This is a genomic window from Bradyrhizobium betae, assembly GCF_050632175.1.
Lineage (GTDB): Bacteria > Pseudomonadota > Alphaproteobacteria > Rhizobiales > Xanthobacteraceae > Bradyrhizobium > Bradyrhizobium betae_B.
On sequence record NZ_CP192576.1, the window covers coordinates 3,546,605 to 3,571,194 of the forward strand.

At 65.7% G+C, this 24,590-nt stretch carries 24 protein-coding genes, 1 tRNA gene and 4 pseudogenes; 16 read left to right on the plus strand and 13 right to left on the minus strand.

Annotation, left to right across the window (positions count from 1 at the left end; translation table 11 throughout):
• Positions 1 to 37: 37 nt before the first annotated feature.
• From ACQ86E_RS17040 to ACQ86E_RS17055, 4 genes and pseudogenes are all read left to right on the plus strand, one after another.
• Complete coding sequence (locus ACQ86E_RS17040; protein WP_431206356.1) at positions 38 to 811, plus strand: thioesterase family protein; 774 nt, start codon at positions 38 to 40, stop codon at positions 809 to 811.
• A gap of 164 nt (positions 812 to 975) precedes the next feature.
• Entirely contained in the window at positions 976 to 2,475 is a 1,500-nt protein-coding gene (locus ACQ86E_RS17045) for an ATPase domain-containing protein (RefSeq protein ID WP_431206357.1), read from the plus strand.
• Positions 2,476 to 2,723: 248 nt separating this feature from the next.
• Positions 2,724 to 3,692 carry a PAS domain-containing protein gene (locus ACQ86E_RS17050; RefSeq protein ID WP_431206358.1) on the plus strand — a complete coding sequence of 323 codons (969 nt, stop codon included), beginning with the start codon at positions 2,724 to 2,726 and terminating at the stop codon, positions 3,690 to 3,692.
• Between the two features lie 137 nt (positions 3,693 to 3,829).
• Positions 3,830 to 4,063 (plus strand): annotated as a pseudogene (locus ACQ86E_RS17055) (ATP-binding protein); the annotation flags it as partial.
• Here the strand turns inward: ACQ86E_RS17055 and ACQ86E_RS17060 are convergent.
• Positions 3,950 to 4,327, minus strand: a complete 378-nt coding sequence (locus tag ACQ86E_RS17060; RefSeq protein ID WP_431206667.1) for a hypothetical protein — start codon at positions 4,325 to 4,327, stop codon at positions 3,950 to 3,952. The pseudogene ACQ86E_RS17055 and the gene ACQ86E_RS17060 overlap by 114 nt on opposite strands.
• Between ACQ86E_RS17060 and ACQ86E_RS17065 the strand changes: the two genes are divergently transcribed.
• Complete coding sequence (locus ACQ86E_RS17065) at positions 4,326 to 4,526, plus strand: hypothetical protein (protein ID WP_431206668.1); 201 nt, start codon at positions 4,326 to 4,328, stop codon at positions 4,524 to 4,526. The genes ACQ86E_RS17060 and ACQ86E_RS17065 overlap by 2 nt on opposite strands.
• Positions 4,527 to 4,547: 21 nt before the next feature.
• On the opposite strand, the gene ACQ86E_RS17070 is transcribed toward ACQ86E_RS17065, so the two are convergent.
• Entirely contained in the window at positions 4,548 to 6,110 is a 1,563-nt protein-coding gene (locus tag ACQ86E_RS17070; RefSeq protein ID WP_431206359.1) for an AMP-binding protein, read from the minus strand.
• Positions 6,111 to 6,235: 125 nt separating this feature from the next.
• Here ACQ86E_RS17070 and ACQ86E_RS17075 point away from each other — a divergent pair, with 125 nt between their 5' ends.
• From ACQ86E_RS17075 to ACQ86E_RS17090, 4 genes are all read left to right on the plus strand, one after another.
• Positions 6,236 to 7,201: an NAD(P)H-dependent flavin oxidoreductase gene (locus ACQ86E_RS17075; RefSeq protein WP_431206360.1), complete on the plus strand. Its 966-nt coding sequence runs from the start codon at positions 6,236 to 6,238 to the stop codon at positions 7,199 to 7,201.
• Between the two features lie 159 nt (positions 7,202 to 7,360).
• On the plus strand, positions 7,361 to 7,609 hold the full coding sequence (locus ACQ86E_RS17080; protein WP_151644773.1) for a hypothetical protein: 249 nt from the start codon (positions 7,361 to 7,363) through the stop codon (positions 7,607 to 7,609).
• A 132-nt stretch (positions 7,610 to 7,741) separates the two neighbouring features.
• Positions 7,742 to 8,455: a hypothetical protein gene (locus ACQ86E_RS17085; RefSeq protein ID WP_431206361.1), complete on the plus strand. Its 714-nt coding sequence runs from the start codon at positions 7,742 to 7,744 to the stop codon at positions 8,453 to 8,455.
• 93 nt (positions 8,456 to 8,548) lie between these two features.
• Positions 8,549 to 9,226, plus strand: a complete 678-nt coding sequence (locus tag ACQ86E_RS17090; protein WP_431206362.1) for a hypothetical protein — start codon at positions 8,549 to 8,551, stop codon at positions 9,224 to 9,226.
• 3 nt (positions 9,227 to 9,229) lie between these two features.
• On the opposite strand, the gene ACQ86E_RS17095 is transcribed toward ACQ86E_RS17090, so the two are convergent.
• Together ACQ86E_RS17095 and ACQ86E_RS17100 are read right to left on the minus strand one after the other, a co-directional pair.
• Entirely contained in the window at positions 9,230 to 10,810 is a 1,581-nt protein-coding gene (locus ACQ86E_RS17095; RefSeq protein WP_431206363.1) for a GMC family oxidoreductase, read from the minus strand.
• A 59-nt stretch (positions 10,811 to 10,869) separates the two neighbouring features.
• Complete coding sequence (locus tag ACQ86E_RS17100; RefSeq protein ID WP_431206364.1) at positions 10,870 to 11,094, minus strand: cysteine rich repeat-containing protein; 225 nt, start codon at positions 11,092 to 11,094, stop codon at positions 10,870 to 10,872.
• 234 nt (positions 11,095 to 11,328) lie between these two features.
• On the opposite strand from ACQ86E_RS17100, the gene ACQ86E_RS17105 reads away from it, so the two are divergent.
• Complete coding sequence (locus ACQ86E_RS17105) at positions 11,329 to 11,619, plus strand: hypothetical protein (RefSeq protein ID WP_431206365.1); 291 nt, start codon at positions 11,329 to 11,331, stop codon at positions 11,617 to 11,619.
• A gap of 137 nt (positions 11,620 to 11,756) precedes the next feature.
• On the opposite strand, the pseudogene ACQ86E_RS17110 reads toward ACQ86E_RS17105, so the two are convergent.
• The 3 genes and pseudogenes from ACQ86E_RS17110 to ACQ86E_RS17120 all read right to left on the minus strand — a co-directional run bounded on the left by ACQ86E_RS17110 (position 11,757) and on the right by ACQ86E_RS17120 (position 17,233).
• Positions 11,757 to 13,674: pseudogene (locus ACQ86E_RS17110) on the minus strand (sensor histidine kinase).
• Entirely contained in the window at positions 13,671 to 14,354 is a 684-nt protein-coding gene (locus ACQ86E_RS17115) for a response regulator (RefSeq protein ID WP_431206366.1), read from the minus strand. Before ACQ86E_RS17115 ends, ACQ86E_RS17110 begins: the two are co-directional and overlap by 4 nt.
• A gap of 122 nt (positions 14,355 to 14,476) precedes the next feature.
• Entirely contained in the window at positions 14,477 to 17,233 is a 2,757-nt protein-coding gene (locus ACQ86E_RS17120) for a DUF2235 domain-containing protein (protein ID WP_431206367.1), read from the minus strand.
• A 269-nt stretch (positions 17,234 to 17,502) separates the two neighbouring features.
• Here ACQ86E_RS17120 and ACQ86E_RS17125 point away from each other — a divergent pair, with 269 nt between their 5' ends.
• A complete protein-coding gene (locus ACQ86E_RS17125) occupies positions 17,503 to 17,685 on the plus strand; it encodes a hypothetical protein (RefSeq protein WP_431200994.1) in 183 nt (60 codons plus the stop codon).
• 7 nt (positions 17,686 to 17,692) lie between these two features.
• On the opposite strand, the gene ACQ86E_RS17130 is transcribed toward ACQ86E_RS17125, so the two are convergent.
• Positions 17,693 to 17,923, minus strand: a complete 231-nt coding sequence (locus ACQ86E_RS17130; RefSeq protein ID WP_431200995.1) for a hypothetical protein — start codon at positions 17,921 to 17,923, stop codon at positions 17,693 to 17,695.
• 132 nt (positions 17,924 to 18,055) lie between these two features.
• Here ACQ86E_RS17130 and ACQ86E_RS17135 point away from each other — a divergent pair, with 132 nt between their 5' ends.
• Positions 18,056 to 18,505: a DUF6314 family protein gene (locus ACQ86E_RS17135; protein ID WP_431200996.1), complete on the plus strand. Its 450-nt coding sequence runs from the start codon at positions 18,056 to 18,058 to the stop codon at positions 18,503 to 18,505.
• Positions 18,506 to 19,136: 631 nt separating this feature from the next.
• Here ACQ86E_RS17135 and ACQ86E_RS17140 read toward each other — a convergent pair.
• Complete coding sequence (locus ACQ86E_RS17140) at positions 19,137 to 19,439, minus strand: hypothetical protein (protein WP_431200997.1); 303 nt, start codon at positions 19,437 to 19,439, stop codon at positions 19,137 to 19,139.
• 178 nt (positions 19,440 to 19,617) lie between these two features.
• Positions 19,618 to 19,702: transfer RNA gene (locus ACQ86E_RS17145), tRNA-Leu, on the minus strand.
• 156 nt (positions 19,703 to 19,858) lie between these two features.
• On the opposite strand from ACQ86E_RS17145, the gene ACQ86E_RS17150 reads away from it, so the two are divergent.
• Positions 19,859 to 20,398, plus strand: coding sequence for a disulfide bond formation protein B (locus ACQ86E_RS17150; protein WP_431200998.1), 540 nt, complete (start codon positions 19,859 to 19,861; stop codon positions 20,396 to 20,398).
• Positions 20,399 to 20,401: 3 nt separating this feature from the next.
• On the opposite strand, the gene ACQ86E_RS17155 is transcribed toward ACQ86E_RS17150, so the two are convergent.
• Together ACQ86E_RS17155 and ACQ86E_RS17160 are read right to left on the minus strand one after the other, a co-directional pair.
• Positions 20,402 to 21,487 carry an AbrB family transcriptional regulator gene (locus ACQ86E_RS17155; RefSeq protein ID WP_431200999.1) on the minus strand — a complete coding sequence of 362 codons (1,086 nt, stop codon included), beginning with the start codon at positions 21,485 to 21,487 and terminating at the stop codon, positions 20,402 to 20,404.
• A gap of 100 nt (positions 21,488 to 21,587) precedes the next feature.
• A pseudogene (locus tag ACQ86E_RS17160) lies at positions 21,588 to 21,891 on the minus strand (PsiF family protein).
• Between the two features lie 203 nt (positions 21,892 to 22,094).
• Between ACQ86E_RS17160 and ACQ86E_RS17165 the strand changes: the two are divergent.
• A complete protein-coding gene (locus ACQ86E_RS17165; RefSeq protein ID WP_431201000.1) occupies positions 22,095 to 22,583 on the plus strand; it encodes a hypothetical protein in 489 nt (162 codons plus the stop codon).
• Positions 22,584 to 22,642: 59 nt separating this feature from the next.
• On the opposite strand, the gene ACQ86E_RS17170 is transcribed toward ACQ86E_RS17165, so the two are convergent.
• A complete protein-coding gene (locus ACQ86E_RS17170) occupies positions 22,643 to 23,191 on the minus strand; it encodes a TetR/AcrR family transcriptional regulator (protein WP_431201001.1) in 549 nt (182 codons plus the stop codon).
• A 211-nt stretch (positions 23,192 to 23,402) separates the two neighbouring features.
• On the opposite strand from ACQ86E_RS17170, the gene ACQ86E_RS17175 reads away from it, so the two are divergent.
• Positions 23,403 to 23,786 (plus strand): CidA/LrgA family protein, encoded by a 384-nt coding sequence (locus ACQ86E_RS17175; RefSeq protein WP_431201002.1) that lies wholly within the window; start codon positions 23,403 to 23,405, stop codon positions 23,784 to 23,786.
• Positions 23,783 to 24,506 (plus strand): annotated as a pseudogene (locus ACQ86E_RS17180) (LrgB family protein). The gene ACQ86E_RS17175 and the pseudogene ACQ86E_RS17180 overlap by 4 nt, the downstream one beginning before the upstream one ends.
• Positions 24,507 to 24,590: the final 84 nt, after the last annotated feature.

A 24,590-nucleotide genomic window follows, 5' to 3' on the forward strand; every position in this document is an offset into this window, starting at 1 on the left:
GTCCGGGGGAACGCCAGCCGGGAGAACCGAGCAAAACATGACTGCCATCTACCGTGTCGACGGAAACAACGTCCTCACCAGCCCCGATGCCGCGGGACCCTGGGACCGGCGTATGCAGCACGGCTCGGCGCCGGCCTCGCTGGTGACGTGGGCGGCCGAGCGCATTCCGACACCGGTGCCGATGAACATTGCGCGCGTCACCATCGACCTGATGCGCCCGGTCCCGGTAGCGCCCCTCACGATCGAGACGAATGTCTTGCGCGAGGGCCGCAAGATTCAGCTCTGTGAAATCAAGCTGCTCGCCGACGGCGTGCAGGTGGTCGGTGCCATCGTGCTGAAGATCAAGCGCCAGACCTTGAGTCTGCCCGACGACGTCGCGGAGTTGCCGGTGACGCTGCCCTTGCCGGAGGACTCGCTCGTCGAGGACGGTCACGCCGCCACCAGTCCGTTCGTGCGATCGGTTTCGATGCGCGCCGCGCGCGGCCGCTTCGGCAAGGCCGGTGCCGGTGCGATCTGGTTTCGCGTCGATCACCCGCTGATCGAGGGCGAGGCGCTCTCGCAGGCGATGCGCGCCGTGGTCGCCGCCGACTTTTCCAACGGCACGGCCTCGACGCTCGATTTCCGCGCCTGGACCTACATCAACGCCGATCTCACCGTGAACTTTGCGCGTCAGCCGGTCGGCGAGTGGATCCTGCTCGACGGCGAATCCTGGATCGGCCCCGACGGTGCCGGACTTGCGATGTCGCGGCTGGCGGATCGGCAGGGCTACTTTGGCCGCGCAGTGCAGAGCCTCGTCATCGAGAAGCGATAGCGCCATTCTTGCCGGACGCCGTCTTTGCTGGCGCGGAGCCGTATGGGTTCCACCTTGTCGGGCCACCATTCGGAAATGCCCTCTGTCCGCCCTGCATGGATCGCGACGGCCCGGCCCGGAACCGATTGTTCCCTTCCCGGTTTTATTTCCCCTAGAGGGAAAATATGGCTTCGATTAAGGAATTTTCGGGAAGGGCCCAGACCGGTGTTTGGGGCCTGGACAACATCCTGTCCGGCGGATTGTCGCGCGGGCACGTGTTCCTTGTGGAAGGCGCGCCCGGGACGGGCAAGACGACGGTGGCGCTGCAATTCCTGCGGGAAGGCACCAAGGCCGGCGAGCGATGCCTGTACATCACCTTGTCTGAGACCGAGCGCGAGTTGCGCGATGGCGCGGCTTCGCACGGCTGGACGCTGGACGAGGGGATAACTGTCTTCGAGCTGCTGCCCCCTGAGAGCCTGCTCGATTCCGAACAGCAGCAGAGCCTTCTCTATTCCTCCGATCTCGAACTCGGCGAGACGACCAAGCAGATCTTCGAGGCAGTCGATCGGATCAAGCCGCACCGCGTCGTGCTCGACAGTCTGTCCGAAATCCGGCTTCTTGCCCAAAGTTCGCTGCGGTATCGCCGCCAGATACTTGCCATCAAGCACTTTTTCTCGAGGTTCAACACCACGGTGATGCTGCTCGACGATCTCACGGCTGATGTCGCCGACAAGACCGTCCACAGCGTTGCGCATGCGGTTCTGCGCCTCGAAGAGCTCGCTCCGGACTATGGCGCGGAGCGTCGCCGCGTGCGCGTCATCAAGTATCGCGGCACCAAGTTTCGCGGCGGATACCACGATGCCACCATCACCACCGGCGGCCTGAACGTGTTTCCGAGGCTGGTTGCTTCCGAGCACCGCGCCGATCTGCGGCGCACCACGTTCTCCAGCGGCATTGCGGGCTTCGACCGGTTGCTGGGCGGCGGTGTGGAATCTGGCTCGAGCACGCTCGTTCTCGGACCATCCGGTACGGGCAAATCGCTGATCGCGATCGTGTTCGCCGTCGCGGCGGTGGCGCGGGGAGAGAAAGCGGCGCTGTTCGTGTTCGACGAGGAGCTCGGTCTGCTGTTCTCGCGCATGAAGGGCATCGGGATCGATCTCGACGCGCTGCGACGGAACGGCAGCCTTGCGATCGAACAGGTCGACGCAGCCGAACTCTCGCCAGGGGAATTCGCTCATATGGTCCGCAAACGGGTGGACGAGGAGGGGATCAAGGCCGTCGTGATCGACAGTCTCAACGGCTATCAGGCCGCCATGCCCGAGGAAAACTCGCTCATCCTCCACATGCACGAGCTGTTGCAGTACCTCAATCGCCGCGGTGCCGCGACATTCATGACTGTGGCCCAGCACGGCCTCGTCGGTGACATGAGGGCGCCGGTCGATGTCACCTATCTCGCCGATACCGTCATCCTGCTGCGCTATTTCGAAGCGCTGGGCAGCGTGCGGCGTGCGATATCCGTGATCAAGAAGCGGATGGGTCAGCACGAATCGACCATTCGCGAGTTCCGCATCAGCAGCCGCGGTCTGGCCATCGGTGAGCCGCTGGAGGAATTCCAGGGCGTGTTGCGCGGCGTCCCCGTTTACATGGGCGACACGAGACCCCTGCTGCGGGAGCCCGGTGCGTGAGACCGGGCGACACGTCCGAACGTGCTATTGTGCTCGCTCCGACGGGCCGCGACGCACATGTCGCCGCGAGCCTGATCCGTGAGGCAGGCTTTGCAGTCGACGTCTGCGTCGACCTCGATGCGCTCGTGCGCGAGATGGCAGCCGGCGCTGGGCTCGCCATCATCGCCAACGAAGCCGTGAAGACCGCCGACTTGCGCAGTCTGGTCAGGTGGCTGAACGAACAGCCCTCATGGTCGGACTTTCCGATCGTGCTGCTGACACGCCAGGGCGGTGGGCCGGAGCGGAATCCCGACGCCATGCGGCTTGGTCTGGCGCTGGGCAACGTCACCTTCATCGAGCGTCCATTTCACCCGACCACGCTGGTGAGCGTGGTGGGATCCGCCCTCAGAGGGCGCCGCCGCCAGTACCAGTCGCGCGCGATCCTGGAGACCCTCACCGAGAGCGAAGGCCTGCTGCAAACGGCATTGAGCGCGGGTCAACTCGGCGCGCTGGAGCTGCAACTCCCGTCGATGACGCTCCAAGCCTCGCACACCTGCAAGCTCTTCTTCGGGCGACGATCCGAACAGGAATTCTCCTACCAGGATTTGGTCGATTCCGTGCACCCGGACGATCGCGCCAGGCGGCAGGCGGCGTTTGACCGCGCGGTCGCGAGCGGTGGCGATTACAGCATGGAATATCGAAACATCTGGCCTGACGGCTCCCAGCACTGGGTCGATGTCAGGGCCCGGCCGGTGTTTCGGCCCGACGGCAGCGTGCAATCGCTGGTGGGGGTGTGCTCCGACATCACCGCGCGAAAGGTCGCCGAGATCGAGCGTGAAAACCTGCTGGCCCAGCTTGCTGCAGAACGGACCGCGCTCGCCGAACTCACGGCCACGCTCGAGCAGCGCGTCGAGCAACGGACCGCGGATCTGATGAACGAGGTCGCCGCGCGCGAAAAGGCCCAGGATCAATTGCGGCAGGCCCAGAAAATGGAGACAATCGGTCAGTTGACCGGCGGCGTCGCGCACGACTTCAACAATCTGTTGATGGCCGTCATGGGCAATCTCGATCTGCTGCGCAAGCGCATACCGGACGACCCGCGCCTGCGCCGGCTGATCGATGGCGCGTTGCAGGGCGCGGAACGAGGCGCATCGTTGACGCAACGCCTGCTGGCGTTCGCCCGTCAGCAGGATCTGCGGGCGGAGGCGGTCGATCTCGGCACGTTGATCAGGGGATGAGCGACCTGCTCGAGCGCTCGCTCGGTCCCCGGGTCGAGCTGCGCCTGGACGTGCCGGATCGCGTGCCGCCGGCACGAGTCGATTCCAACCAGCTTGAACTCGCGATCCTGAACCTCGCCATCAATGCGCGCGACGCGATGCCCGACGGAGGCTCGATCGAAATCCGTATTCGCGACAATGCGGCTGACGAAGAGGCGCGGCTGCCGCCTGGACGCTATCTGGCGCTATCCGTGATCGACAATGGCGCAGGCATGTCGTCAGAGACGTTGAAGCGGGCCGTGGAGCCGTTCTTTTCCTCCAAGCCCCTTGGCAAAGGAACCGGACTTGGCCTCTCGATGGTGCATGGTCTTGCCGTGCAACTCGGCGGTGCCCTTCAGCTCTCCAGTGAGGTCGGAGTTGGCACTACAGCGACCTTGATCCTCCCGGTCGCCACCCAACTTCCGAAAGCGGAGGAGCCGATGCCGGTGCAGCAACGGGCCGGTCGATCCGCCGTCATCCTGTTCGTCGACGACGATCCGCTGATCGCGATGTCGACCACGGAAATGCTCGAGGATCTCGGTCATCGCGTCATCGGCGTCAACTCGGCGCGTCACGCCCTCGATGTCATTCGAAGCGAGCAGCCGATCGATCTCCATGGTGACCGATCACGTCATGCCCGGCATGACCGGTGTCGAACTGGCTGCAGCGTCGCGTCAATTGCGACCGTCACTGCCGATTCTGCTGGCCACTGGATATGCCGAGCTGCCAGAGGGGTCTCAACTCGATCTGCCGCGACTTGCCAAGCCCTATCATCAGGATCAGCTTCGCGATCGCCTCGATCAGATGCTTGGCTGACGGCTGGCGGCGGCTCAACGGTTACCCCACCATCCGGTCCCGCCCGCTCCAGAAACCCGCGCGCAAAACCTTCTTGTCGACCTTGCCGACGCCGGTCATCGGGAGTTGCTTGACGAACTGGATCTGCTTGGGCGCATGCGCCGAGCCTTTTCGGGTCTTCACCAGGTTGATCAGCTCGTCCGCATCTGGCCTTGCGCCCTCGCGCGGCACGACGATGGCGGTGACGGCTTCGCCCCATTTCTCGTCGGGGATGCCGACGACCGCGACCATCGCGACGTCAGCGTGTTGCGACAGCACGTCCTCGATCTCGCGCGGGAAGATGTTGAAGCCGCCGGTGACGATCATGTCCTTCTTGCGGTCGAGGATGAACATATAGCCGCGCTCGTCCCTGCGCGCGATGTCGCCGGTGTGGACCCAGCCATTCTTCAATGTCTCGGCAGTGATGTCAGGCCGCTTCCAGTATTCCGCCATCACATGCGGGGCACGCACGCAGATCTCGCCGGCTTCGCCCGTCTTCACGTCCTCGTCGTTGTCGTCGAGGATCCGGACCTCGCAGGCCGCGATCGGGAAGCCGCAGGACAGGAACAGCTCCGGCGTCCTAGGATCGTGATCCGCCTTGCGCAGCACCGAGACCGGATAGCATTCGGTCTGGCCGTAGAGCTGCGAGAACACCGGCCCGATCCGCTCGATGCCTTCGACCAGCCGGCTCGGTGACATCGCGGAGGCGCCGTAGAGCACCAGTTCGAGCGAGGAGAGATCGGTCTTGCTCAATGCGGGGTGATCGAGCAGCACATAGATCATGGTCGGCACGAACAGCGTGAAGTTGATGCGCTCGCGTGCGATCGTCGCCAGTACGGCTTCGGGATCGAAACCCTTCAGCATGTGCACGGTGCCGCCGCGCATCAGGGTCGGCAGCACCTTGGTGCCGGCAACGTGGCTGATCGGTGCGACCGTGAGATAGCGCGCAGCGTCCGGGATTTCGAAGTCGGCGAGGATCGCGGCGGCGGCTCCGGCATTTTCGCGGTGATAACGCAGCGCGCCCTTGGATTTGCCGGTCGTGCCGCCGGTGTAGTTCAGCGTGGAGAGATCGTCGGGACCGGCGAGGCACAGCGCGCTGGCATGGCCTTCGATCTCGATCGCCTGCAACAGGTCGATGCCATAGCCGGCCGGTCCCATGGTGAAGACCGCCTTGAGCCGGCCCGCCTGCGTGGCGAGCTCGCCGCCGCGATCGCGGAAGGCGGCCGCATCGACCACCAGCACTTCGGCCTCGGAATCCTCCAACTGGAACAGCTGGTCTGCCTGCGATCCCAGCGGATGCAGCCAGGTGATGCAAAGCCGCGACAATTGCGCCGCGACGCCGGCGCACCATGTGTCGGCGCGGTTCGCCGTAAGGAAGGCGACGCGCGCGCCGGGTTGCAATCCGAGCCGCATGAAGACGCCCTGGATGCGTCCGATCAGGTCGATGGTGCCCTGATAGCTCAGCGACCCGCCGGGCCAGGCAAAGGCAGTGCGGCCGGGATAGCGCGACAGTGCCCGTAGCGTCTGCGCGCAACTCGGGGACGATGCGTGGAGCGGGTCAAACATATGTTTCCTCGTTGCTTTGTCATCGGCTTGTGTCGTGCCAATGTTTGAGCGCAACGCTAGCACAGCGACGGCGGGATGGAACGACAAAGCCCGCGGAGGGAGGCAAGGGTGACAGGGAGGTTCGCGTGATGTCGGATCGACTGCAACGTTTCCGCGATCGTCTCGGTCTACCGTTGATCGCGGCGCCGATGTTTCTGGTGTCGGGCGTCGAGCTCATGGTCGCTGCCTGCCGCAACGGCGTGATCGGCAGCTTCCCCACCGTGAATTGCCGCAACACGGAACAACTCGAGGCGTGGCTTAGCGAGATCGACATGCGGCTGCGGCAGCACGAGGATCGATCGGGCCGCAAGCCAGCGCCGCTCTGTCCGAACCTGATCGTGCACCGCTCCAATGTGCGGCTGGAACAGGATCTCGCCGTGCTGCTGCGGCACAGACCGGAGGTCGTCATCACCTCGGTCGGCTCGCCGGCACCGGTCTTGAAGCCGTTGCACGACGCCGGCGCGCTGGTGCTGGCGGACGTCGCATCGATCCGCCACGCCGAGCGCGCGGCGGCAGCAGGTGCCGACGGGCTGGTCCTGCTCACCGCGGGCGCCGGCGGGCAGACCGGCTGGCTCAATCCGTTTGCCTTCGTCCGCGCGGTGCGTGCGTTCTACGATGGAATCATCGTGCTCGCGGGCGGCATCAGCGACGGCTGCGCGCTGCACGCCGCCGAAGTGCTCGGCTGCGATCTTGCCTACATGGGCACGAAGTTCATCGCCACGCGCGAGAGCATGGCGGACGAGCGTCACAAGCGGATGCTGGTCGACAGCAGTGCCGACGACATCCTGCTCACCACCGCATTCACGGGCCTGCAGACCAGCATGCTGAAGCCGTCCATCGTGGCTGCGGGCCTTGATCCCGATGATCTGCCGGCACGCGGCGCGATCGACATCGGCAAGGACATCGATGTCGCCGCACGCGAGAGCCGGCCAAAACGCTGGCGCGATATCTGGAGCGGCGGACATTCGGCATCGGGCGTGACCGACGTGCTCGCGGTCGATGATCTCGTTGCGCGAACGCTGGCGGAATATCGTAAGGCGGGCGGGCGTTAGAGCGCTCGGTTTCCCCGTAAAAATGCGGAGACCTCTGCCGTCGTCGCGATCACGGTTAATCGAGCGCTCCTCCAACCGGCCTCACTTAACGGCAGATTAACCAACGCCAGCCAAGAATCCCCTCTTACGGCCGTCAATCAGGACGGAGGGGGACCGGCGATGGACTTCGATTTTCTCAACTCCAAGACGGCGGCGTCGCTCGATGAAATCCGCGTTCGCGTGGCCCATGCGCTGGCCCGTCATCCGCTCTGCCGCAACGTGCGTTTCGACATCCTCAGCGTTCCACGCACCCGCCGGGGCGGCAACTGGACGGTGACGCTGCAATCGGTCGAGCCGCGCGCGGTCTGGGAAGCCTCCGAGATCGTCGCCGACATCCAGGACGCTTACGATCTGGCGCTAGCTGCCTGATTTTCCTGAGTTTTTCTGGGCGTGTCGCCGCAGTCCGCGCGATTGCCGCCGCAATGGCACGGTTAAGCCTTAATTATCGCCCAGTTTACGGGCAGTGATCACGTGGACTTGAAGCCGGACGCGGAGGGACGTTTGTCCAAAGCCATCACCATCGTCGTGCTGACCTGTTTCCTCGTCCTTGGTGCCGCCACCACCGCCATTCTCGGCCGTGACAGCGTGCCCAGCGTCAGCGCCGAGATGATCTCACAGGACTCACCCAAGTCGCCTCTCGCGACCAACCGCGCCGCCAAGGCAGACCGTCTGGTTCCGACGCTGGCACTGGCCTCGGCCGCGATCGAGCCCTTGGTGCAGGTATCGGCTGACAAGCTTTCGCAGACGCCGGTGCTGACCGAGCCGCTGCGCCAGGCCTTTGCCGCCGCCACGCCGGCCGATTTCCCGATGCCCAAGGCAAGTGTGAATGAGGCGCCTGCCGCTGCGGAGCCCCCTGTTGTCGAAGCGCCCGCCAAGCCGAAGGTCGCCGCCAGGCCGCAACCCCAGAAACACTATTCGCTGCTGTCCGACGTCCAGATCTCGGGCATCAGGGATCGCCTGAAACTGTCGTCGTCGCAGGAATATTACTGGCCCTCGGTCGAGACCGCGCTGCGCAATGTCGTCCGCAAGATCTCGGCGAACAAGCTCTCCAATCCGAACGCGCCGGGCGTGCCGATCGATCCGAATTGCGACGAGGTCCAGCAGCTGAAGTCGGCGGCGATGCCGCTGCTGTTCCAGCTGCGTGACGACCAGAAGGAAGAAGTGCGCAAGCTCGCCCGCATCATCGGGCTGGAAAAGGTCGCCCAGCAAATCTGACGCGCGTTCCCGCGGTCCCTCAGGGAACCTTGCTGCCGTCGGGAACGTCCGGCAATCCTCAGGCGTTGCTCGCTCCAAACAGGGAGTGAGCCAATGCGCGCTTCGACAGCTTATTTCGTCGGTGCCGGAACGATTGTCGCCGCCATCGCCATTGGTCTCGGCGGCGGTATCGTCGCCGGCAACATCATGAATCCGATCGCGCCCAAGCAGGGACCTGATAACAGCAAGATGGCGCAACGCGCCGAGGCCGCCGCCAGGCCGGCGATGACGAACGCTCCGTCCGAGCGCGTGCAATATATCACCGGCTCGCAAACGTTCGGCGCGATGATCGCTACACCCGCGCAGGCGTTGGACGAAGCCAGGCCTGAGGCAAAGCCCGATACGCAGACCACTCAGGCGAATGCCGAGCCGCCGGCGCCGCAGCCCTCGCAGGCGGCCGCAGTCGAGCCGCCGATGCCGACGCCACCGCCGCAAAACGCAAAGCCCACCGTGCAGCAGGCAGCGACAGAGCCGCCCTCGTCTCCCGAAAACGCCTATGCCAAGGCCAGGGATTCCGACGTGAAGCGCACCGCATCGGAACGGCGCCGGATCGATCGCCGCCAACGCTGGGCCGAGCGCCCGCGATATGATTCCCGCGAGCAACGCGGAACGCGCGATCACACCGATTGGGACGACGTCGCGCGCAACGTCCGCGCAGATTCCGACGCTCGCGATGTCGCCGGCCGCTCGCGCGGCCCGCGGATCATGCTGTTTGGACCCGACGACGACTAGCGCCTAGCCCAGGATCGCGGCGGCCGCGCATTCGGCAATCAGGATGGTCGGCGTCTGGATATTCCCCGAGATCATGATCGGGATCACCGAGGCGTCGGCGACATGCACGCCATCGATGCCGCGCACCTGTAGCCGCTTGGGATCGACGACGGCCAGATCGTCCGTGCCCATCCGGCAGGTCGCGGCGGCGTGGTAGAGCGTGGTGCAATGCCCCCGAATATAATCGGCGATCTCGGCGTCGCTCGCGGCCTCTGCGCTCGGCGTGATCTCACCTTCGATCATTTCCCTCAGCGGCGACTGCGCGGCAATGCGGCGGTTGATGCGGACGCCTTCGACGAGGGTCGCGATGTCGTTACCGGTCGTGTCCGAGCTGAAATAGCACGGGTCGATTGCGGGATGTTCGATCGGATCGGCTGAGCGCAGCGTGATCCGGCCGCGGCTGTTCGGCCGCTGCAACGTCGCATGCAGGGTGATGCCCGGTTTGGACGATAGAAAGCGGACATAGTCGCGGTGCGGGCTGATCGCGCCGTAGAGCTGGAGGTCGGGTTCGACGTCGGGGCGGCTCCGCACATGCGCGCCGGCCGCGACCCAGGGCGAGCTGCGCGGGCCGCTGCGGCTGGTTTCCCACTCGGCAAGGCTCGCGGCCAGACTCTCCTCTGTCCAGGCGCCGACGCCGATCTTCTCCTTGGTGTGGAAGGTGATGGGAATGTTGATGTGATCCTGGAGATCCCTGCCGACGCCCGGCAGATCGTGCACGACGTCGACGCCGACCGCCTTCAATTCGTCGGCCGGGCCCACGCCTGACAGCAGGAGCTGCTGTGCCGAACCGATGGCCCCGGAGGCGAGCACCACCTCGCTGGCGGCGAAGGCGCTCTTCGGTTGCCCGTTCTCGAGATATTCGACGCCGACCGCGCGGGAACGTTCGATGATGATGCGGGTGACGTGCACGCCCGTCTTCAGCGTGAGATTGGTGCGCGCCAGTGCCGGACGCAAATAGGCCTTGCCGGTGCCGAACCGCTCGCCGTTCTTGATGACGAACTGGAAGAAGCCGGCGCCTTCCTGCGTGGCCCCGTTGAAATCGGGATTGTGCCGCAGCCCCGCGGCCTGCGCGGCCTCCAGCCATTTCAGCTCGTTCGGGTCGACATGGGGAACGTCGGCGACGTGCAGCGGGCCGCCTGTGCCGTGGAAGGGATCATTGCCGAAGCGCGTGTTGTTCTCGAAGGCGATGAATTTCGGCAACACATCGCGCCAGGCCCAGCCTTCGCAGCCCGCCTTTGCCCAGCCGTCATAGTCGGAGGGCAGGCCGCGGATATAGATCATCGCATTCATCGCGCCGGAACCGCCGACCATCTTGCCGCGCGGCCAGAAGATCCGCCGGCCGCGGCAACCCGCTTGCGGTTCCGTATAGTAGCTCCAGTCCACCGCCGTGTTGAACATCGTCGGCCAATCCGACGGAATGTCGGAGGCGACCGGTGCAGCCCGGCCCGCCTCCAGCACCAGCACCTTGCGATGCGGATCGGCCGATAGCCGGTTGGCCAATACGCAGCCGGCCGAGCCGGCGCCCACGATGATGGTGTCGTACATTGAAAGGCACTCCGAAGACATTCATGTCGCGGAGTGCGTGCAAGATTCGTGCAGCTGGCTCAGCCCCCGCGCGACTCCACCACCTTGCGACAGCCGTCGGACAGTTTCGTCTTGTTCTCGCGCAGGCACGCATTCATCTGCGGTGGCTTGCCGACATGCTCGGCGCAGAATTTGCTGGCGTCGCTGCGGCAGGCCATCTGCTCCTGCAGTGTCGGACCGGATTGCGCTACGGCGGGCAGGGCAGCGGCAGCGAGCAGCAGCGCGGCAGAAACCAAAGTCTTCATGAAGCACCTCTTTGGGATTGTCGGTGGTCTCGTTTGAGATCAGCGGGCCGGACCATCTCGCGGAGGGCTGCGGCCGGTCCATGCCATGTTCATGGCATCGGCCCGCCCTCCCGGCCGCCGCACCCCCATCTTCATGGCATGTATCCGCGCGCCGTCTTTTGCCATTCAGGCTGCACGTCGGCTGCGAGACCCGGTGATTGCACCGGGACGCCGAACGGGAAGCAGGAGAGCAAGATGTCGAAGAAAGTGGGAGCGCTGAGCGCCGGGGTGACGGTCATGATGCTGGCCGGCGCAGCGGTTGTGTCGCTGGGCACGAGCCCGGCGCAGGCGGTGGTCTATTGCAAGACGGTCGGCGTGCCCAAGGGCTGCGTGGTGCGGCCGACCGCAGCGGTGGTGGTTGCGCCCGTGGCGCCGGTTGCCGCGGCAGCGGTCGCAACGCCCGGTGTCGGCGCGCCCGGCGTCGGCGTACGTGCCGGGACGCCGATGAATCGCGGCGGTCCCGTCAATCGCGTTGGCAGGCGCTGACGGTCTCGTTCGATTGAGTTGATTGCATTGCTTCGGGCAAAGGGATTGCTTGCGGATGAACCCCCCGTCCTCCGCAGATAAAAAATCCGGCCCGTTCCCTCTCTCCGTGCGTCCCACACGTTCGGAGAGGGGGCTTTTCAGCCGGTGGCCGCGTCGCTGTCGGGGAAGATTTGCGGCAATTGCAGCCGTACCCGCGTCCCCGATTCATCCGATCTCAGATCGAGCACTGCCCCGCAGCGCGCTGCGCGACTTCTCATGTTGCGCAGGCCTCGGGTGGTCTGGCTCGCGCTCGCGGCTTCGCCGTTGCAGGCCAGCGCAAAGCCCTTGCCGTCGTCTGCGACGCTGATCACGCCGTACGGCCCCTTCCCATCGTCGAGCGTCTCGATGCTGAGGGCGATATTGCGCGCCTGCGCGTGCTTGACGGCGTTGGTCACGGCCTCGTCGAGAATGCGCACGATCTGGATGACGTGCCATGGCCGCAGCTCCGGATGCAGCGGCAGGCCCTGCGGCGTCGCCACGCGCCAGTCGAGCGCGATGTCGTGCGGCCGCAATTGCATCGCTGCGCGCTCGCGCCAGGAGCCGAGTGCAAGCATCAGGTCGCCGCCGATGTCGTCCATGGAGTCGATGACGAGGCGCAGATCCTTCAGCGCGGCGCGCGCCGCGTCCGTGATGCTCGCGCCCTCCTGGCCGCGCTCGGAGAGTGCGACGATGCTGACGAGCTGGCCGCCGAGGCCGTCATGCAGGTCGCGCATCAATCGCGTGCGCTCGTTGGCGAGCGCGGCGGCACGGGCGCGCGCCTCCTCGCGCACGAAGCTCGCCTTCAGCCGCTCCTCGGTCTCGCGCACGCGCGTCACGAGCTGGCCGGCAAAGCTGTCGACCTGGTTCAGCGCGCGGGCGAAACGCCAGGTCAGGCCGGCGCCGATCGCGACCAGCATCGCCGAATAGGAGAGGCGGGAGACGAATGTGCGTTCGTTGGTCACGATCTCGAACACCGACAGCATGTCGTGGATCCAGCAGGTCAGCACGATGGTCACGGCGCAGCCGAGCGTGAAGCTTGCGGCGTCCTGCCTCCGCATCACCTCTGTCGCCGTGATGCTGGCCATCAGCAGCAGACAGATGCCCACCATGGGAATGCCGAGAACCAGGAACAGAATGCGCGGCAGCGGCGGGCCCCCCACCAGTCCGACGACGAACACCACGATGCCCGGCACGAACAGCAGCGCGCCGTAGCGCGGCCAGCGCCAGCCGAAGAACAGCAGGGCGAAGACGACGATCAGCGCGCTTTCGGTCGGCGCCGATGCCAGCAGCACTGCGGCGAGCCGCGACGTGGTGGCGGGCGGCACCGGCGGCGGCACGAATGCCTGTACCACGCCGAGCACCATCGCCGCCGCCAGCACGCCATAGACCGGCTCGCGCCGCCGCATCAACCACATGATCGCGAGAATGACGGCGAGGATCGACTGCCATGCCGAGAATACCACCGGCAGCGTGACGAACAGCAGCGTGCGCGTCTCGAATGCCGGACGCAGGGCAGCGTCCGGTCCGATATAGACGGTGTCGAGGAAGCCCTTCAACGGGCCCCATACGAACAGCCGCACCGTGATCTCGTTGCTGCCGTCATGCAGCAGCGAGGCCGGGATCGGCGCGATTTGCGGTGTGTTGCGGTCCGGCCGGTTGGCGTTGGCATCGCGGCGGGAGTCGAGCACGACGACTCCGTTGACGGCGACCTCCACCGCGTTGCTGAAGCGCGGCAGGAACACCGACCATCCCGGCACGGCATCGCCGTCATGAAAGACGAAGGTGCCGGTGTAGAGGCGGAGGATCGGCCAGCGAGTCACGCGACGACGTGAAATGCGGCAGCGACACGGGACGCGTCGCGCCGTCCTCCCGCAGCGAAAATCCGCTCAGGGCAAAGTCTTCAGGGTCGCTCGGCTGGAGCAGCCGCAGCCCGAGGATCGTCGCGATCAGGATCAGCGCCTGGAGCAGCAGATAGGGCGTCAGGCGCGACAGAAGCCGCCGGTGCCGCCCGCGCGTCTTCACCGCGATCTCGCTCACAGCTTGATCAGGCCCTGCTGCACGGCCTCGAACACGGCTTCGCTCCGGGTGTGGACTTCGAGCTTGCGATAGATGTTCTTGATGTGGCCCGGCACGGTCTGCCTGGACAGGCCGAGATGGCTCGCGATCTCGGCATAGCTGAAGCCTTTCGCGATGCCCCAGAGGATGTCGATTTCGCGGGGCGTGAGTCGTGCGGTGTTGAGCGCGGGGCCGGGCGGCGGATCGGCCGGGTTTTGTGCCGCGCCTTGCGTTCTGCGCACGATGAAACGGGCGATCGAGGCCGAGATCGGCGAATGGCCGGCGACCAGATCGCGCACGGTGGTGGCGATGTCGGTCGGGAAGGCATCCTTGAGGAGATAGCCGGTGGCGCCGACCGTGATCGCCGAGATCACGCTTTCCTCGTCGCCGAGCGCGGAGATCACCATGATCTCGGTGTCGGGAAACCGCTGCCTCGTCTCGCGGATCAGCTCGACGCCGTGGCCGTCGGGCAGCCGCAAATCGGTCAGCAGCACGCGCGGCGCGCCGCGGTTCAGGGCCTGGCGCGCCTCACCGAGGGTGCCCGCGCTGCGCACCTCGTAGCCGGCCTTCACCAGTGCATCCTGGAGCCGCCAGCAGGTCGGCGCGTCGTCCTCGACGAGGAGGATGGTGATGGCCTCACCCGTCTCGCCCTGTTCGCTCATGTCCATCGTCCCGCACCGCGTGTCCCCGCGGCGCAGGACCAGGTTTAGCCGCGGCGCCGACGCCGCGACACCCATAATCATGGGGGCGGATGAGCCGGTCCAGCGCCCCCCGGACGCGGTGCCTATTGTTTCGCGGCGGCCGGTTTGTCCGACGGCATGGGCGGGCTCGGCAGTCGCTGCACGACGATGCGTGCGGTGCCGGCATTGTTCTTGTAGAACTGTTCGTACGGCCCCTGGATCAAGTCGAGCTTCGCCGGGCGCAGCGCTGCTGGAAGCAGGACCGGGTAGATCTGTACGGCGTCGTTGACGTAGAAGAACAGATCACCCGCGTCGGGCGCGACGAATTCGGCGACCAGTCGTCCCGACAGCTTCTGGCCCTCCCAGATCGCGCGCGCCGTGCTGTCGTTCGGCAACGGATCGAAAGTGCCGAGCTTGCTCAGCGCCAGCTTGAGCGGATGGTCGGCGGGAAGCGCCGCGTATTCACTAGTCTCGTCGAGCCGGGTCGGATACCTGCCCACGCCCACGGTCTTGTCCGTATCCTCCTCGGGCGGAATGGTCGGATGCATCCGGCGCGGCAATTCCTCGGCCGGCATGACGTCGACGGCCTGCAGCGGAATGTCACTCATGCCCTTGGCGCCGACGCGCACCACGGGCTGGAACCAGGCGGCGCCGAACTGTCGGAGCGTCGGCAACGCGAGATAATGCTGCACGAAGTAGGTCTTGAAGCCGTTCGTCCCGCTCATGATGGTGCGGTCGAACCAGGGATCTTCGACCTGGACCCAGACGCGGTACTTGCGCCCCTTCTCGACCGCAAGGCCGCTCCACCAGCAGAATTCCTTTGTCGCGAACAGGCCGCGGGCTTCCATCGGCTCGTCGGGCACAGGCGTTCCGACCTCCGCCTTTGGCGGGACCGAATCCTTGGCCATGGGGGCCGTGCAGATGTTTCCGGTCGCGGTCCGGGCCGTGAAGACGCTGGTCGATCCAATCAGCAGCGCGGAATAGAAAATGATGAAGAGGAAGACGAACGGCAGCACGAGCTTGGCGAAGAACCAGCGGGCAGGTCCCGCGTTCAGCCGCATCCACCGGGCGAAGCCGAGCAGCTTGCCGGGCTTGTCGACACGCTTCTGGCTTGTCATGCGGCGTGGTCTGCTCCAGGCCAGCCGCGCGCGTTCCTGGATGATGTCGCGCAGCACCGTGTTCCTGCGCCAGATCAGGTAGGTGGCAGCCAGGACGATCGAGGTGGCGAACGGGTAATACAGCGTGATGTCTAGCCACGGCGCTGCATAGGATGGCATGACATTTCTGACCAGATTGGCCAGCGGACCCAGCACGGCGCCCGCGAGCCAGTCGAAGGTGGCGATGACGTGCAGCACGATTGTGCCTTGCAGCCCATTGTCCTTCGACACCCCGATCAGCCAGCGCGCGATCCACGGCCAGACCGCGATCACGCCGGCCGCGACCAGCAGCGCGAAATAGGCGACGCGCCGCCACCACACGGTGTCGCGTGTCAGCCTGGCCATCTCGGCGCTGGGCGTGTTCATGCGGGTGAAGTCCTCGGCCTCCTTCTCGCGCCGCGGGCCCTGGGCCTTCGCCAGATAGGCCTGCTTCATCGCTTCGCGTGTGGCGTCCTCGGTGAGGTTCAGCTTGCGGCCGTCCGGCATCAGCACCAGCGTGTCTGCCGGAAGCATGATCGGTGCATAGTCGTCGCAGCCGAACAGCATGCGTTCGATGACGGCGAAGTGCACGACCGGCAGGCCGCCATTCACCTCGCCGCCGAGAACCGGGCGCGGCCCGTAGCGATAGAACACGGCGGCGCCGCTGCGTGAATCATGCCTCGGCCCTATCGCCGATTGATAGTCCTTGAAGTGCTCGATCTCGCCGTCCTGGAAGCGAAGCCTTCCTTCGAGCTCGTCGGTCATCCAGACCAGCGGCACGAAGGACAGCGTCGATTCCGGATAGCCGCCGCCGATGTCGGAGTGGACGCCGACGAACCACACCTCCTTGACCGTCTGGTCGGCCGCAAGATGGCTCTGGTCGATCCGCAACGGATGGAAGGTGGTGCGTTCGTCATCCAGCGCGAGTGCGTGACGGATGTGCTTCACCTTTTTCGAGGGCCGGTGGTTGCGGAACGAGATCGGCCAGATCGCCCAGTCGATGGCGACGCGAAGCTCCTCGATGGGGACACCGTAGGCTTCGACCGTGTCGAACAGTCCGAGGAATTCGATGTCGATCTCCTCGCGACCGCGCATCGCCGCGCGGACATCGGCGTAGGAGCGGTGCCGGCAGATCAAATGATAGAAATAGAGCAGGACATCGCGGATGAGGCGCGCGATCCAGATCGTCGGCAAGCTCTTCTTCAACGGCACGGTGCCGCGGCGATACTCCCGCCACGCGGCCATGGCGTTGCGCTCCATCTCGGCATGCGAGACCGGCTCGCCGTTGATTTCGGCCGGCACGAGGCCCTGGCTGGCGATCATGGATGCCAGCGTGCGTGCCGTGAAGGCGCCCCGGCTGAAGCCGAAGATGTAGATCTCGTCGCCGGGACGCCAGTTCCAGCACAGGAAGCGGTAGAGCTTGCGGACGTTGGAGGGAACGCCGATGCCGGTGGCGCCGTCGAGGGCTGCGAGCGGCGCCCAGCCGGCGGTGCCGACGCCCTTGATGTAATACGCGATCTGGTCGGGCTGGGTATGGTCGAGCGCCTCGTAGAGGCGCCAGACGCTGGATTCCTGGGTCGTGAACGCATTGCCCGTGCCGTCGGCGAACAGCACCAGCTTGCGCGGCGCCCGTGCATCGGGTGCATTCGCCGCGGTCCCTGGATCATCGTGCGTCTGAACCGGCCTTACCGGGCCGCCACGCAGCGCCTCGTCCTGGTGCGTCATGGACCCCTCCGAAAATTCAGGTGGATGCTCGATGGCCTGCCCGAGCCGCATCCTTGAAAATCATCCGTGATTTCATCGTGAATCAATGGATGTATCTCACAGCCGTCTCGCCCCGGCCGTCTATGAACTCCGCCACAATCGGCAAGAGAAAAGCCCGGGCAAGCCGGGCTTCGAGTCCTGATGTGCTGCAAGGCGGTCGCGGCTGCGCAGCGTTCGTCCGGGGCCGGCTGTGACCTGCCCTTGCCGCGGCAGGCGCCGCCGGGGCCGATATGGTAGCCGCGCGGGCAGCCGCCACAGCCGGCCTGTCCGAGCGCTACGTCAACGAACTGCTGCTTGAGGCCGGCGCCAGCTTCACCACCCGCCTCACCGGATTGCGCCTGCGCAGGGCCGCCGACCTCCTTGCGCATCGTCGCAGGTTCGGCCTGACGCCAACCGCGGCGCGCGGGACATGAGCGGCCGCTATGTCTCCGCCCGCGGCGGTGGATAGCGCCGGGCCAGCATCGACAACGACAGATGCCGCTCGTCCTCCGGCAGCGCCAGGAAGGCCAGCACCAGCGGCCGCTTCCAGTCGCCGATACCGAAATCTATCTCCACCCATTTCTGCGGCTCCGGGCCTTCGAGGCCCCGGACCCAGACGAAATAGCGGGGGAGGTCGTCGGCGTCCGCCTCGGTCGTGCGTCTCCGGGCCATCCAAGCTGCTCGCTGCCTCACCATCCGTTGCGGTAGGATATAGGTATCAGCCTGCCGAAGTCGAACTCCCGGCCGCAGGTCCGGGGAGGCCGGACCGGTTGGGAATGTGCGGGTCTGAATAATGAACGAAGCATGATCGACAGCTGGGGTGAGGCATCGGACGTCGCGAACAGGCTGATCGGCTCGTGGTCCCTCGACCGGGTCATCAAAAGTCAGGCAACGATGCAGGGCATCGCAACCTTCACGCCGCTGGACAGCGGGTGGTTGGCCTATCGCGAGCAGGGACATCTGAGGCTCGCGAACGGCATCATCGTGCAGGCCGAACGCGAATACGTCTTCAGCAGCAGCGACGGAGGATTCAACGTCTTCTTCAGGGAGGATCCGCCGCGGCTGTTTCACGAGATTTGTCTGTCCGCATCTTCAGGAGGAGCACTGAGCGGACGTGCGCGTCATCTCTGCAAGCGCGATGAGTATCAGTCGGTTTACATGTTCCTGCCGGATGGAACGTTCGTCGTCCGGCATGTCGTGTCGGGTCCAGCCAAGGACTACACGATGGAAACGACCTACGTGCGGCGGTCGTAGCCGGGCCGAAAAGACCCTGAACGGTTGATCCAGGCCTTCATGTAAAGATTCCGATTGACCGAAATTCGGAAATGTCGTATGTATGCGCCATTCCGGCCCAAGGATAAGGGCGTTTCGCGATCGTCACGTTACGCGGGCCGGGTGGCGGTGGACGTGGAGCGCATCGGCGCGCAAGCGATCGCAGGGCGGGTTTGGCCCGTGAGCGATGGAGCGGCGCGCATACGACCGGTGCGATCTGCGTACGGCAAAATCGTGTGGTCCTGGCGCCCGCAGGCTGGCGTCAAGCGTTGCGGTGATGTCGCGGCCCGACCGGGTACGCGCATCAGCCATCCGCAAGGCGACGGGGGCAAGAGTGCATCGCTCCCCGAGGAGAGCTCGACATAAGCCGTCAAACCACTGCGCAGGGAAGGCCGGATGTCCTGGCTACACCTGTATGCCGCTGTGCAGCCTCTCGTAGCGCAACCTTCGCACAGTGGACCGCGGGTGCCAGCCGGCACCCGGTCTTCCCTGCGCCCTTTCCAAGGAAGGGGCGTCAAGAGAAGCACACAACTCGGGCGCCCCGCGCCGCGAGGCTATGATCGCGTGTCGTCCAGCTGTTTGAAAATCGAGTTCAGCCTGCGCGCCCTGGCGCTCACCGCCAGAGCTCGCTCGCCGCGACCCGGTTGATGTCGGCGAGCCGGCGATGGGCGTCGGCGTTCAGGTCGATGCTTTCGACCAGCGTCAGCAGGCGGTGATAGGCGCCGTCGGCGACCTCGACCGGCAGCGGGGCCTCGTCAAAGGCCTCGACATAGCTGCCGACCAGTCCGCTGAGCAGGCGGCACAGGCCGCGCTGGGCGGGATCGTCCCGGCCGAGCGTCTCGAGCTTCTGCTGGAATGTCCGGAAAGTGCGCAGGCCGTGGTGCTGCTCTGAAAGCCACGCGTGCAGGTCGTTCATATGAGCCTCTTCGAGTGATGGAAGAAGCTACCGGTTTATACAGGCGGGATGTGACGATTGGAAGAGAGGGGGATGGAGCTTTGCTGAAACAGTCCGTCTTCGCCAAGAGGCTTCGCCGGACACGCTTCGCCCTTCGGTCTTGCGTGGCCGCGCCACGCGAAGCCCAAAGGGCGAAGCGTGGTGCCCCTGGCCGGAATCGAACCAGCACTCCTTGCGGAACTCGATTTTGAGTCGAGCGCGTCTACCAGTTCCGCCACAGGGGCCCCCGGTCGGCCCCCCAAAGCGGGCGTCGCGAAGCCGGCGGACTATAGCCATGGGCAAAGCGGGGTCAACCCGCGCCAAAGTGATCCCGGCCGTTCTCGACAGCCGCATGGGCCGGGGTTAGAGGCTAGGGAAGCGACCCACCGGAAGAGGCTGCCGTGACGACCCAGAGTGCCGCAATACCTGCGTTCAAACCGGCGGCCACGAGCCCCGCGCTGACCGCCGCGCTTCTCGTCACGCTGATCGCCGCAGCGACCATCGCGGGCGCCTGGTTCTTCCAGCTCGTGCTGGGGATCGTGCCCTGTCCGCTTTGCCTCGAGCAGCGCTACGCCTATTACCTCGCGATCCCGCTTGGCGCGCTCGTGGCGCTTGCGGCGCGGGGCGGCGCGCCGCGACCGCTGCTGCTCGCAGGGCTCGCGATCCTCGCACTGGCGACGCTCGCCAATGCCGGGCTCGGCACCTACCATTCCGGTGTCGAATGGGGCCTCTGGAAAGGCCCGACCGATTGCTCCGGCCCGGTCGTCAACCTCGGCAGCGCCACCGACCTGCTGTCGCGGCTCGACACCGTGAAGGTGGTGCGCTGCGACGAGGTACAGTGGCGCTTTCTCGGCCTTTCGCTCGCCGGCTACAACGTGCTGATCTCGCTGCTGATGGCCGCGATTGCCGCCTGGGGATTCGTGGCGACCGCGAGGCGCTAAGACTCAATCATCCACATCGTCCTGCGTGCGCCCGAACAGGTGCACGATGCCCGGCGTCGCGATCGTCACGAATACGAAGCGCGACAGATGATGGGCGCCGACGAAGATCGGGTCGATGTGCAGGGTCAGTGCCAACGCCAGCATCGCGTCCATCGCGCCCGGCGCGAAGGCGACGACGACGTCGGAGAATTTCACCTGCGTGGTGAGCGCCACGATGCCGACGAAGATGGCGGAGACGGCGATCGCCACCGCAAACGAGCCCAGCGCCGCATTGATGTGGCCGGCGAGCGTCTTGATCCGCATCCGCGCGAAACGGCTGCCGATCAGCGCGCCGATGCCGATCAGCGCCACGCCGCGCACCCAGTTCGGCAGGCCGCCCTCGACCCAGTCCGCGCCGTGCAGCACGCTGGAGGCGATCATCGCGCCGAACATCCAGCTCGCCGGAAACCTGATCAGCCGCAGGATGAGTGCCGCTGCCACCGAGGCCGCGACGAGCGCCAGGAGGTCGAGCGGCGAGGCGGTCGCCGTCGTCAGCGACGGGGCCGCGGAGGGCGCGACGCCCGCGAACGCGAGCACCATCGGCAGCGCCGCGGTGAGGATAATGACGCGCATGGTCTGCACCACCGCGATACCCGGCAGGTCGGCGCCGCGCTCGACCGCCAGGATCGTGATCTGCGACAGCGCGCCGGGGCTGCCGGCGAGGAAGGCGGAGGTGCGGTCCCAGCCATGGATGCGCTGCAGGTAATAGCTCGAGCCGAAAGTCGAGCAGAAGGTGGCGAGCGCAAGCAGGCCGATCGTGACGGGATAGGCGCTGACCTGCTGGATCAGGTGACGCGAGACGACGGAGCCCAGTGAAATGCCGAGCAGCACCAGCACGGTCTGGGTCAGGATCGGCGGCAGCGCGAGCTTGCGTCCGGCGATCGCGGCGATCCCGACCGCGATCATCGAGCCCGAGATCAGTCCGCCGGGGAGGCCGGCGACGAGAAACACGAGGCCGCCAGCGGTGCCGATGACGAGCGTTTCCGCCGTGCTCAAAATCTCGGCACGGCTCGGCCATTCGAAGGTCAGGGAGGCGGCGATTTGCTTCACGCCACCTTATCGCAAATCAGCAAGAGGCGCACAATTGCAGGCTTGTCATGCCGCAATGCGTGCGCCTCTCGCAGATGTTCGCGAGCGGCCTGTGACGGATTTACTTCTTGTCGGCGGCGGGAGCAGCGGGGGCGGCGGGCGCGGTGGTACCGGCCTTCGCGTCCCTCTTGCAATCGCGGCGGAATTTCTTGCGCTCCTTGCCCTTCAGTCCCTTTGCGTCCGCCTGCTTGGAGCACTCCGAGCGACTCGGCCGTGCGTTCCTTCGTGACCCTCTTGTCGGCGGTGGTTGCCGCGTCGGTCTTGGTGTCGGTCTTGGCGGCCGGCGCGGCGGTCTGTGCGTAGGCGGCGCCGGTGGCAAGCAGGGAGGCGAGGGCGACGGCGGCGAGGCGAGACGTGAAGGTCATGATGTTGCGCTCTGTCTTGCGAGAATTGCGAAGGGCTGGAACGTCGGCTTGGGTTGCTGAACGCGACATGAATAATCCGAGCAGGTGGGATCACTATATTTTGGCAGTAGGCGCCATCGCTTCCTTGTCGCGCGCAGGCGACACGCTAGGATAGCAACCCTCGTTTCACTTTCGTCAGGAAAGATCAAGGAGGAGACCCAGGAATGACCATCCAATCAAAATTGCTGTGTGCAGTTGCGCTGTCGGGCTTTGCCGCGCTGGTGGCGACCGCGCCGGCGCAGGCGCTGACTTCGCAGGAGTGCAGCGCGAAATATCAGGCCGCCAAGAAGGACGGCTCGCTCGGCACCACGAAGTGGAATGACTTCCGCAAGGCCCAGTGCGGCGCGGACGCGACGCCTGCTGCTGCGTCGACCGCGGCTGCGCCCGCTGCTCCCGCCGAGCCGAAGCAGGCGAAGAAGGAGGCGGCTCCCGCTGCTGCCCCGGCATCGACCCTGCCGGCCGGTCCCGCGGTCTATCCGAACGCGGTCGATCCGAAATACGCCAAGGAGACCGCCGGCAAGGCGCGTCTCCACACCTGCGTCGACCAGTACAACGCCAACAAGACCACCAACGGCAATGGCGGGATGAAGTGGATCGAAAAGGGCGGCGGCTATTACAGCGAGTGCAACAAGAAGCTGAAGGGCGCCGCCTGAGCTTTGACCTGATGCGATGGCCGGAGCAAAGCTCCGGCCATTTCTCTTAGTCCTGTCGTTCAGTCCAACAGCTTCTCGGCCGATTTCGCCACGAGCTGCGATCGCTTGCGCGGACCGCGCTCGACGAACAGCAGGCTCTGGCCGAAGATGAAGCAGTAGAACAGGAAGGCCTGCGCCTCGGCCTCCTCGGCCGCACGGCCGGTCGCACGATAGAGCTCGGCGACGTGCTTGAGCCGTGCCGCATCCACGCTCGCCACCGCCGCGGCGGCGTTCTCATCCGAGCGGGCCCATTGCCGGATCGCGAGCTCGACCGCCATGGCCTCCGGATTCAGCCGTTCGGAATAGAGCTGGATCACCGCCTTCAGCCGCTCGCGGGGCTCCTGTCCGTCGAGGCTCGTCTGATGTGCGATCGCCGCTACGCGCCCGTCGCGCCAGCGTTCCAGCATGGCGCCGAGCAGCGCGGCGCGATCGGCGAAGCGCCGGTAGAAGCCACCCTTGGTGACGCCGAGGTTCTTGGCGAGCACCTCGACCCGCACGCCCTCGACCCCCGAGCGTGCGAGTTCGCCAAACCCTGCCTCGACCCAGACGTCGCCCTTGCCATCGCTCATAAGAAAACCTCACCGGCCCTTGATACGGTGCCGTATTGCTAGCGCGGCGCAGGCCCGATACGCAAATCAAACGGCGGACAAGCGCAGGCAGCCCTTGCGATAGTTCAGAAGGCGACCTGTCGCGGCACGGTCTATCCGTGGCAGTGCCTGCACGACATGCGGTGCACGGCGATTGACAAGCATCACCGACACATCTCTTGATGCGCCGGTCATGCTTGCCAGCCTCGGCCTCATCCTGCTCTGCCAGTTGATCGGTGAAGCCGTCGCGCGCGGTCTCGGTCTGCCGTTGCCGGGCCCCGTGCTCGGCCTCCTGCTGCTCCTGATCCTGCTGCTCGTCCGCGACCGCTTCAAGTGGCTCGCACTCGGTCCGTTGGACAACAACGGCGTCGAGACGGCAAGCAAAGGCTTGCTGGCGCATCTGTCGCTCCTGTTCGTGCCGGCCGGCGTCGGTGTGGTGCAGAAGCTGGACCTGCTCGCGTCTCACGGCATCGCGATCGTCCTGGTGCTCGCGGTCTCCGTGGTCGTCACGCTGCTCGCGACCGTGCTGACCTTCCGTCTCGTCAGCCGCCTGTTGAAGCAACAGGATGCGCGATGAGCGACAATCCATTCTCGCTCTGGGTCTATCTCTCCCAGTCGCCGCTGCTCTGGCTGACGGTGACGCTGCTGGTCTATGCAAGCACGGACGCGGTGTCGCTGCGAACGCGTCGCCATCCGCTGGCCAACCCCGTGCTGCATGCGATGTGGATCATCGGCGCGTTCCTGCTCCTGACCGGGACCTCCTACACCACCTATTTCGCCGGGGCGCAGTTCGTGCACTTCCTGCTGGGGCCTGCCACCGTCGCGCTCGCCGTTCCCCTCTACGAGAACCGCAAGCGCGTCATGGTCTCGATCGTGCCGATGCTGGTGGCGCTGATCGCGGGATCGGTCACGGCCGTGGTGTCGGTCGTGCTGCTGGCCGAGCTCGCCGGCCTGCCGCGCGAGGTGGTGCTGTCGCTGGCACCGAAATCGGTCACGGCCGGCGTTGCCATGGGCATCGCCGAGATCGCTGCATGCGGATCCCTCGCTGGCGGCGGTCGCGGTCATCTTCACCGGCATCATGGGTGCGATCATCGTTACGCCCCTGATGAACCGCACCGGCGTTACCGATTACCGCGCTCGTGGATTTGCCGCCGGCCTTGCCGCGCACGGAATCGGCACCGCGCGTGCGTTCCAGGTCGACGAGATCGCCGGCGTTTTCTCCGGCATCGCCATGAGTCTGAACGCCTTGGTGACCTCGTTTCTGGTGCCGCTGGCGGTCACGCTGCTGGTGCGATGACATGACCTCCGCGACACTCTATATAGACCGTAGCAATTCCCGGTCCTGAGCTGTAAGTCCGGCGATGGGACTGAAATGGGACGA

What these genes read in the sequence shown, in the direction of transcription:
- ACQ86E_RS17165 (WP_431201000.1), top strand. Translation starts at nt 22,095, where the DNA reads ATGACCATCCAATCAAAATTGCTGTGTGCAGTTGCGCTGTCGGGCTTT.
- ACQ86E_RS17105 (WP_431206365.1), top strand. Translation starts at nt 11,329, where the DNA reads ATGTCGAAGAAAGTGGGAGCGCTGAGCGCCGGGGTGACGGTCATGATG.
- ACQ86E_RS17135 (WP_431200996.1), top strand. Translation starts at nt 18,056, where the DNA reads ATGATCGACAGCTGGGGTGAGGCATCGGACGTCGCGAACAGGCTGATC.
- ACQ86E_RS17175 (WP_431201002.1), top strand. Translation starts at nt 23,403, where the DNA reads ATGCTTGCCAGCCTCGGCCTCATCCTGCTCTGCCAGTTGATCGGTGAA.
- ACQ86E_RS17090 (WP_431206362.1), top strand. Translation starts at nt 8,549, where the DNA reads ATGCGCGCTTCGACAGCTTATTTCGTCGGTGCCGGAACGATTGTCGCC.
- ACQ86E_RS17060 (WP_431206667.1), bottom strand. Translation starts at nt 4,327, where the DNA reads ATGGAGATCGATCGGCTGCTCGCTTCGAATGACATCGAGGGCGTGACG.
- ACQ86E_RS17130 (WP_431200995.1), bottom strand. Translation starts at nt 17,923, where the DNA reads ATGGCCCGGAGACGCACGACCGAGGCGGACGCCGACGACCTCCCCCGC.
- ACQ86E_RS17100 (WP_431206364.1), bottom strand. Translation starts at nt 11,094, where the DNA reads ATGAAGACTTTGGTTTCTGCCGCGCTGCTGCTCGCTGCCGCTGCCCTG.
- ACQ86E_RS17040 (WP_431206356.1), top strand. Translation starts at nt 38, where the DNA reads ATGACTGCCATCTACCGTGTCGACGGAAACAACGTCCTCACCAGCCCC.
- ACQ86E_RS17170 (WP_431201001.1), bottom strand. Translation starts at nt 23,191, where the DNA reads ATGAGCGATGGCAAGGGCGACGTCTGGGTCGAGGCAGGGTTTGGCGAA.
- ACQ86E_RS17115 (WP_431206366.1), bottom strand. Translation starts at nt 14,354, where the DNA reads ATGAGCGAACAGGGCGAGACGGGTGAGGCCATCACCATCCTCCTCGTC.
- ACQ86E_RS17120 (WP_431206367.1), bottom strand. Translation starts at nt 17,233, where the DNA reads ATGACGCACCAGGACGAGGCGCTGCGTGGCGGCCCGGTAAGGCCGGTT.
- ACQ86E_RS17140 (WP_431200997.1), bottom strand. Translation starts at nt 19,439, where the DNA reads ATGAACGACCTGCACGCGTGGCTTTCAGAGCAGCACCACGGCCTGCGC.
- ACQ86E_RS17045 (WP_431206357.1), top strand. Translation starts at nt 976, where the DNA reads ATGGCTTCGATTAAGGAATTTTCGGGAAGGGCCCAGACCGGTGTTTGG.
- ACQ86E_RS17125 (WP_431200994.1), top strand. Translation starts at nt 17,503, where the DNA reads ATGGTAGCCGCGCGGGCAGCCGCCACAGCCGGCCTGTCCGAGCGCTAC.
- ACQ86E_RS17080 (WP_151644773.1), top strand. Translation starts at nt 7,361, where the DNA reads ATGGACTTCGATTTTCTCAACTCCAAGACGGCGGCGTCGCTCGATGAA.
- ACQ86E_RS17070 (WP_431206359.1), bottom strand. Translation starts at nt 6,110, where the DNA reads ATGTTTGACCCGCTCCACGCATCGTCCCCGAGTTGCGCGCAGACGCTA.
- ACQ86E_RS17065 (WP_431206668.1), top strand. Translation starts at nt 4,326, where the DNA reads ATGGTGACCGATCACGTCATGCCCGGCATGACCGGTGTCGAACTGGCT.
- ACQ86E_RS17095 (WP_431206363.1), bottom strand. Translation starts at nt 10,810, where the DNA reads ATGTACGACACCATCATCGTGGGCGCCGGCTCGGCCGGCTGCGTATTG.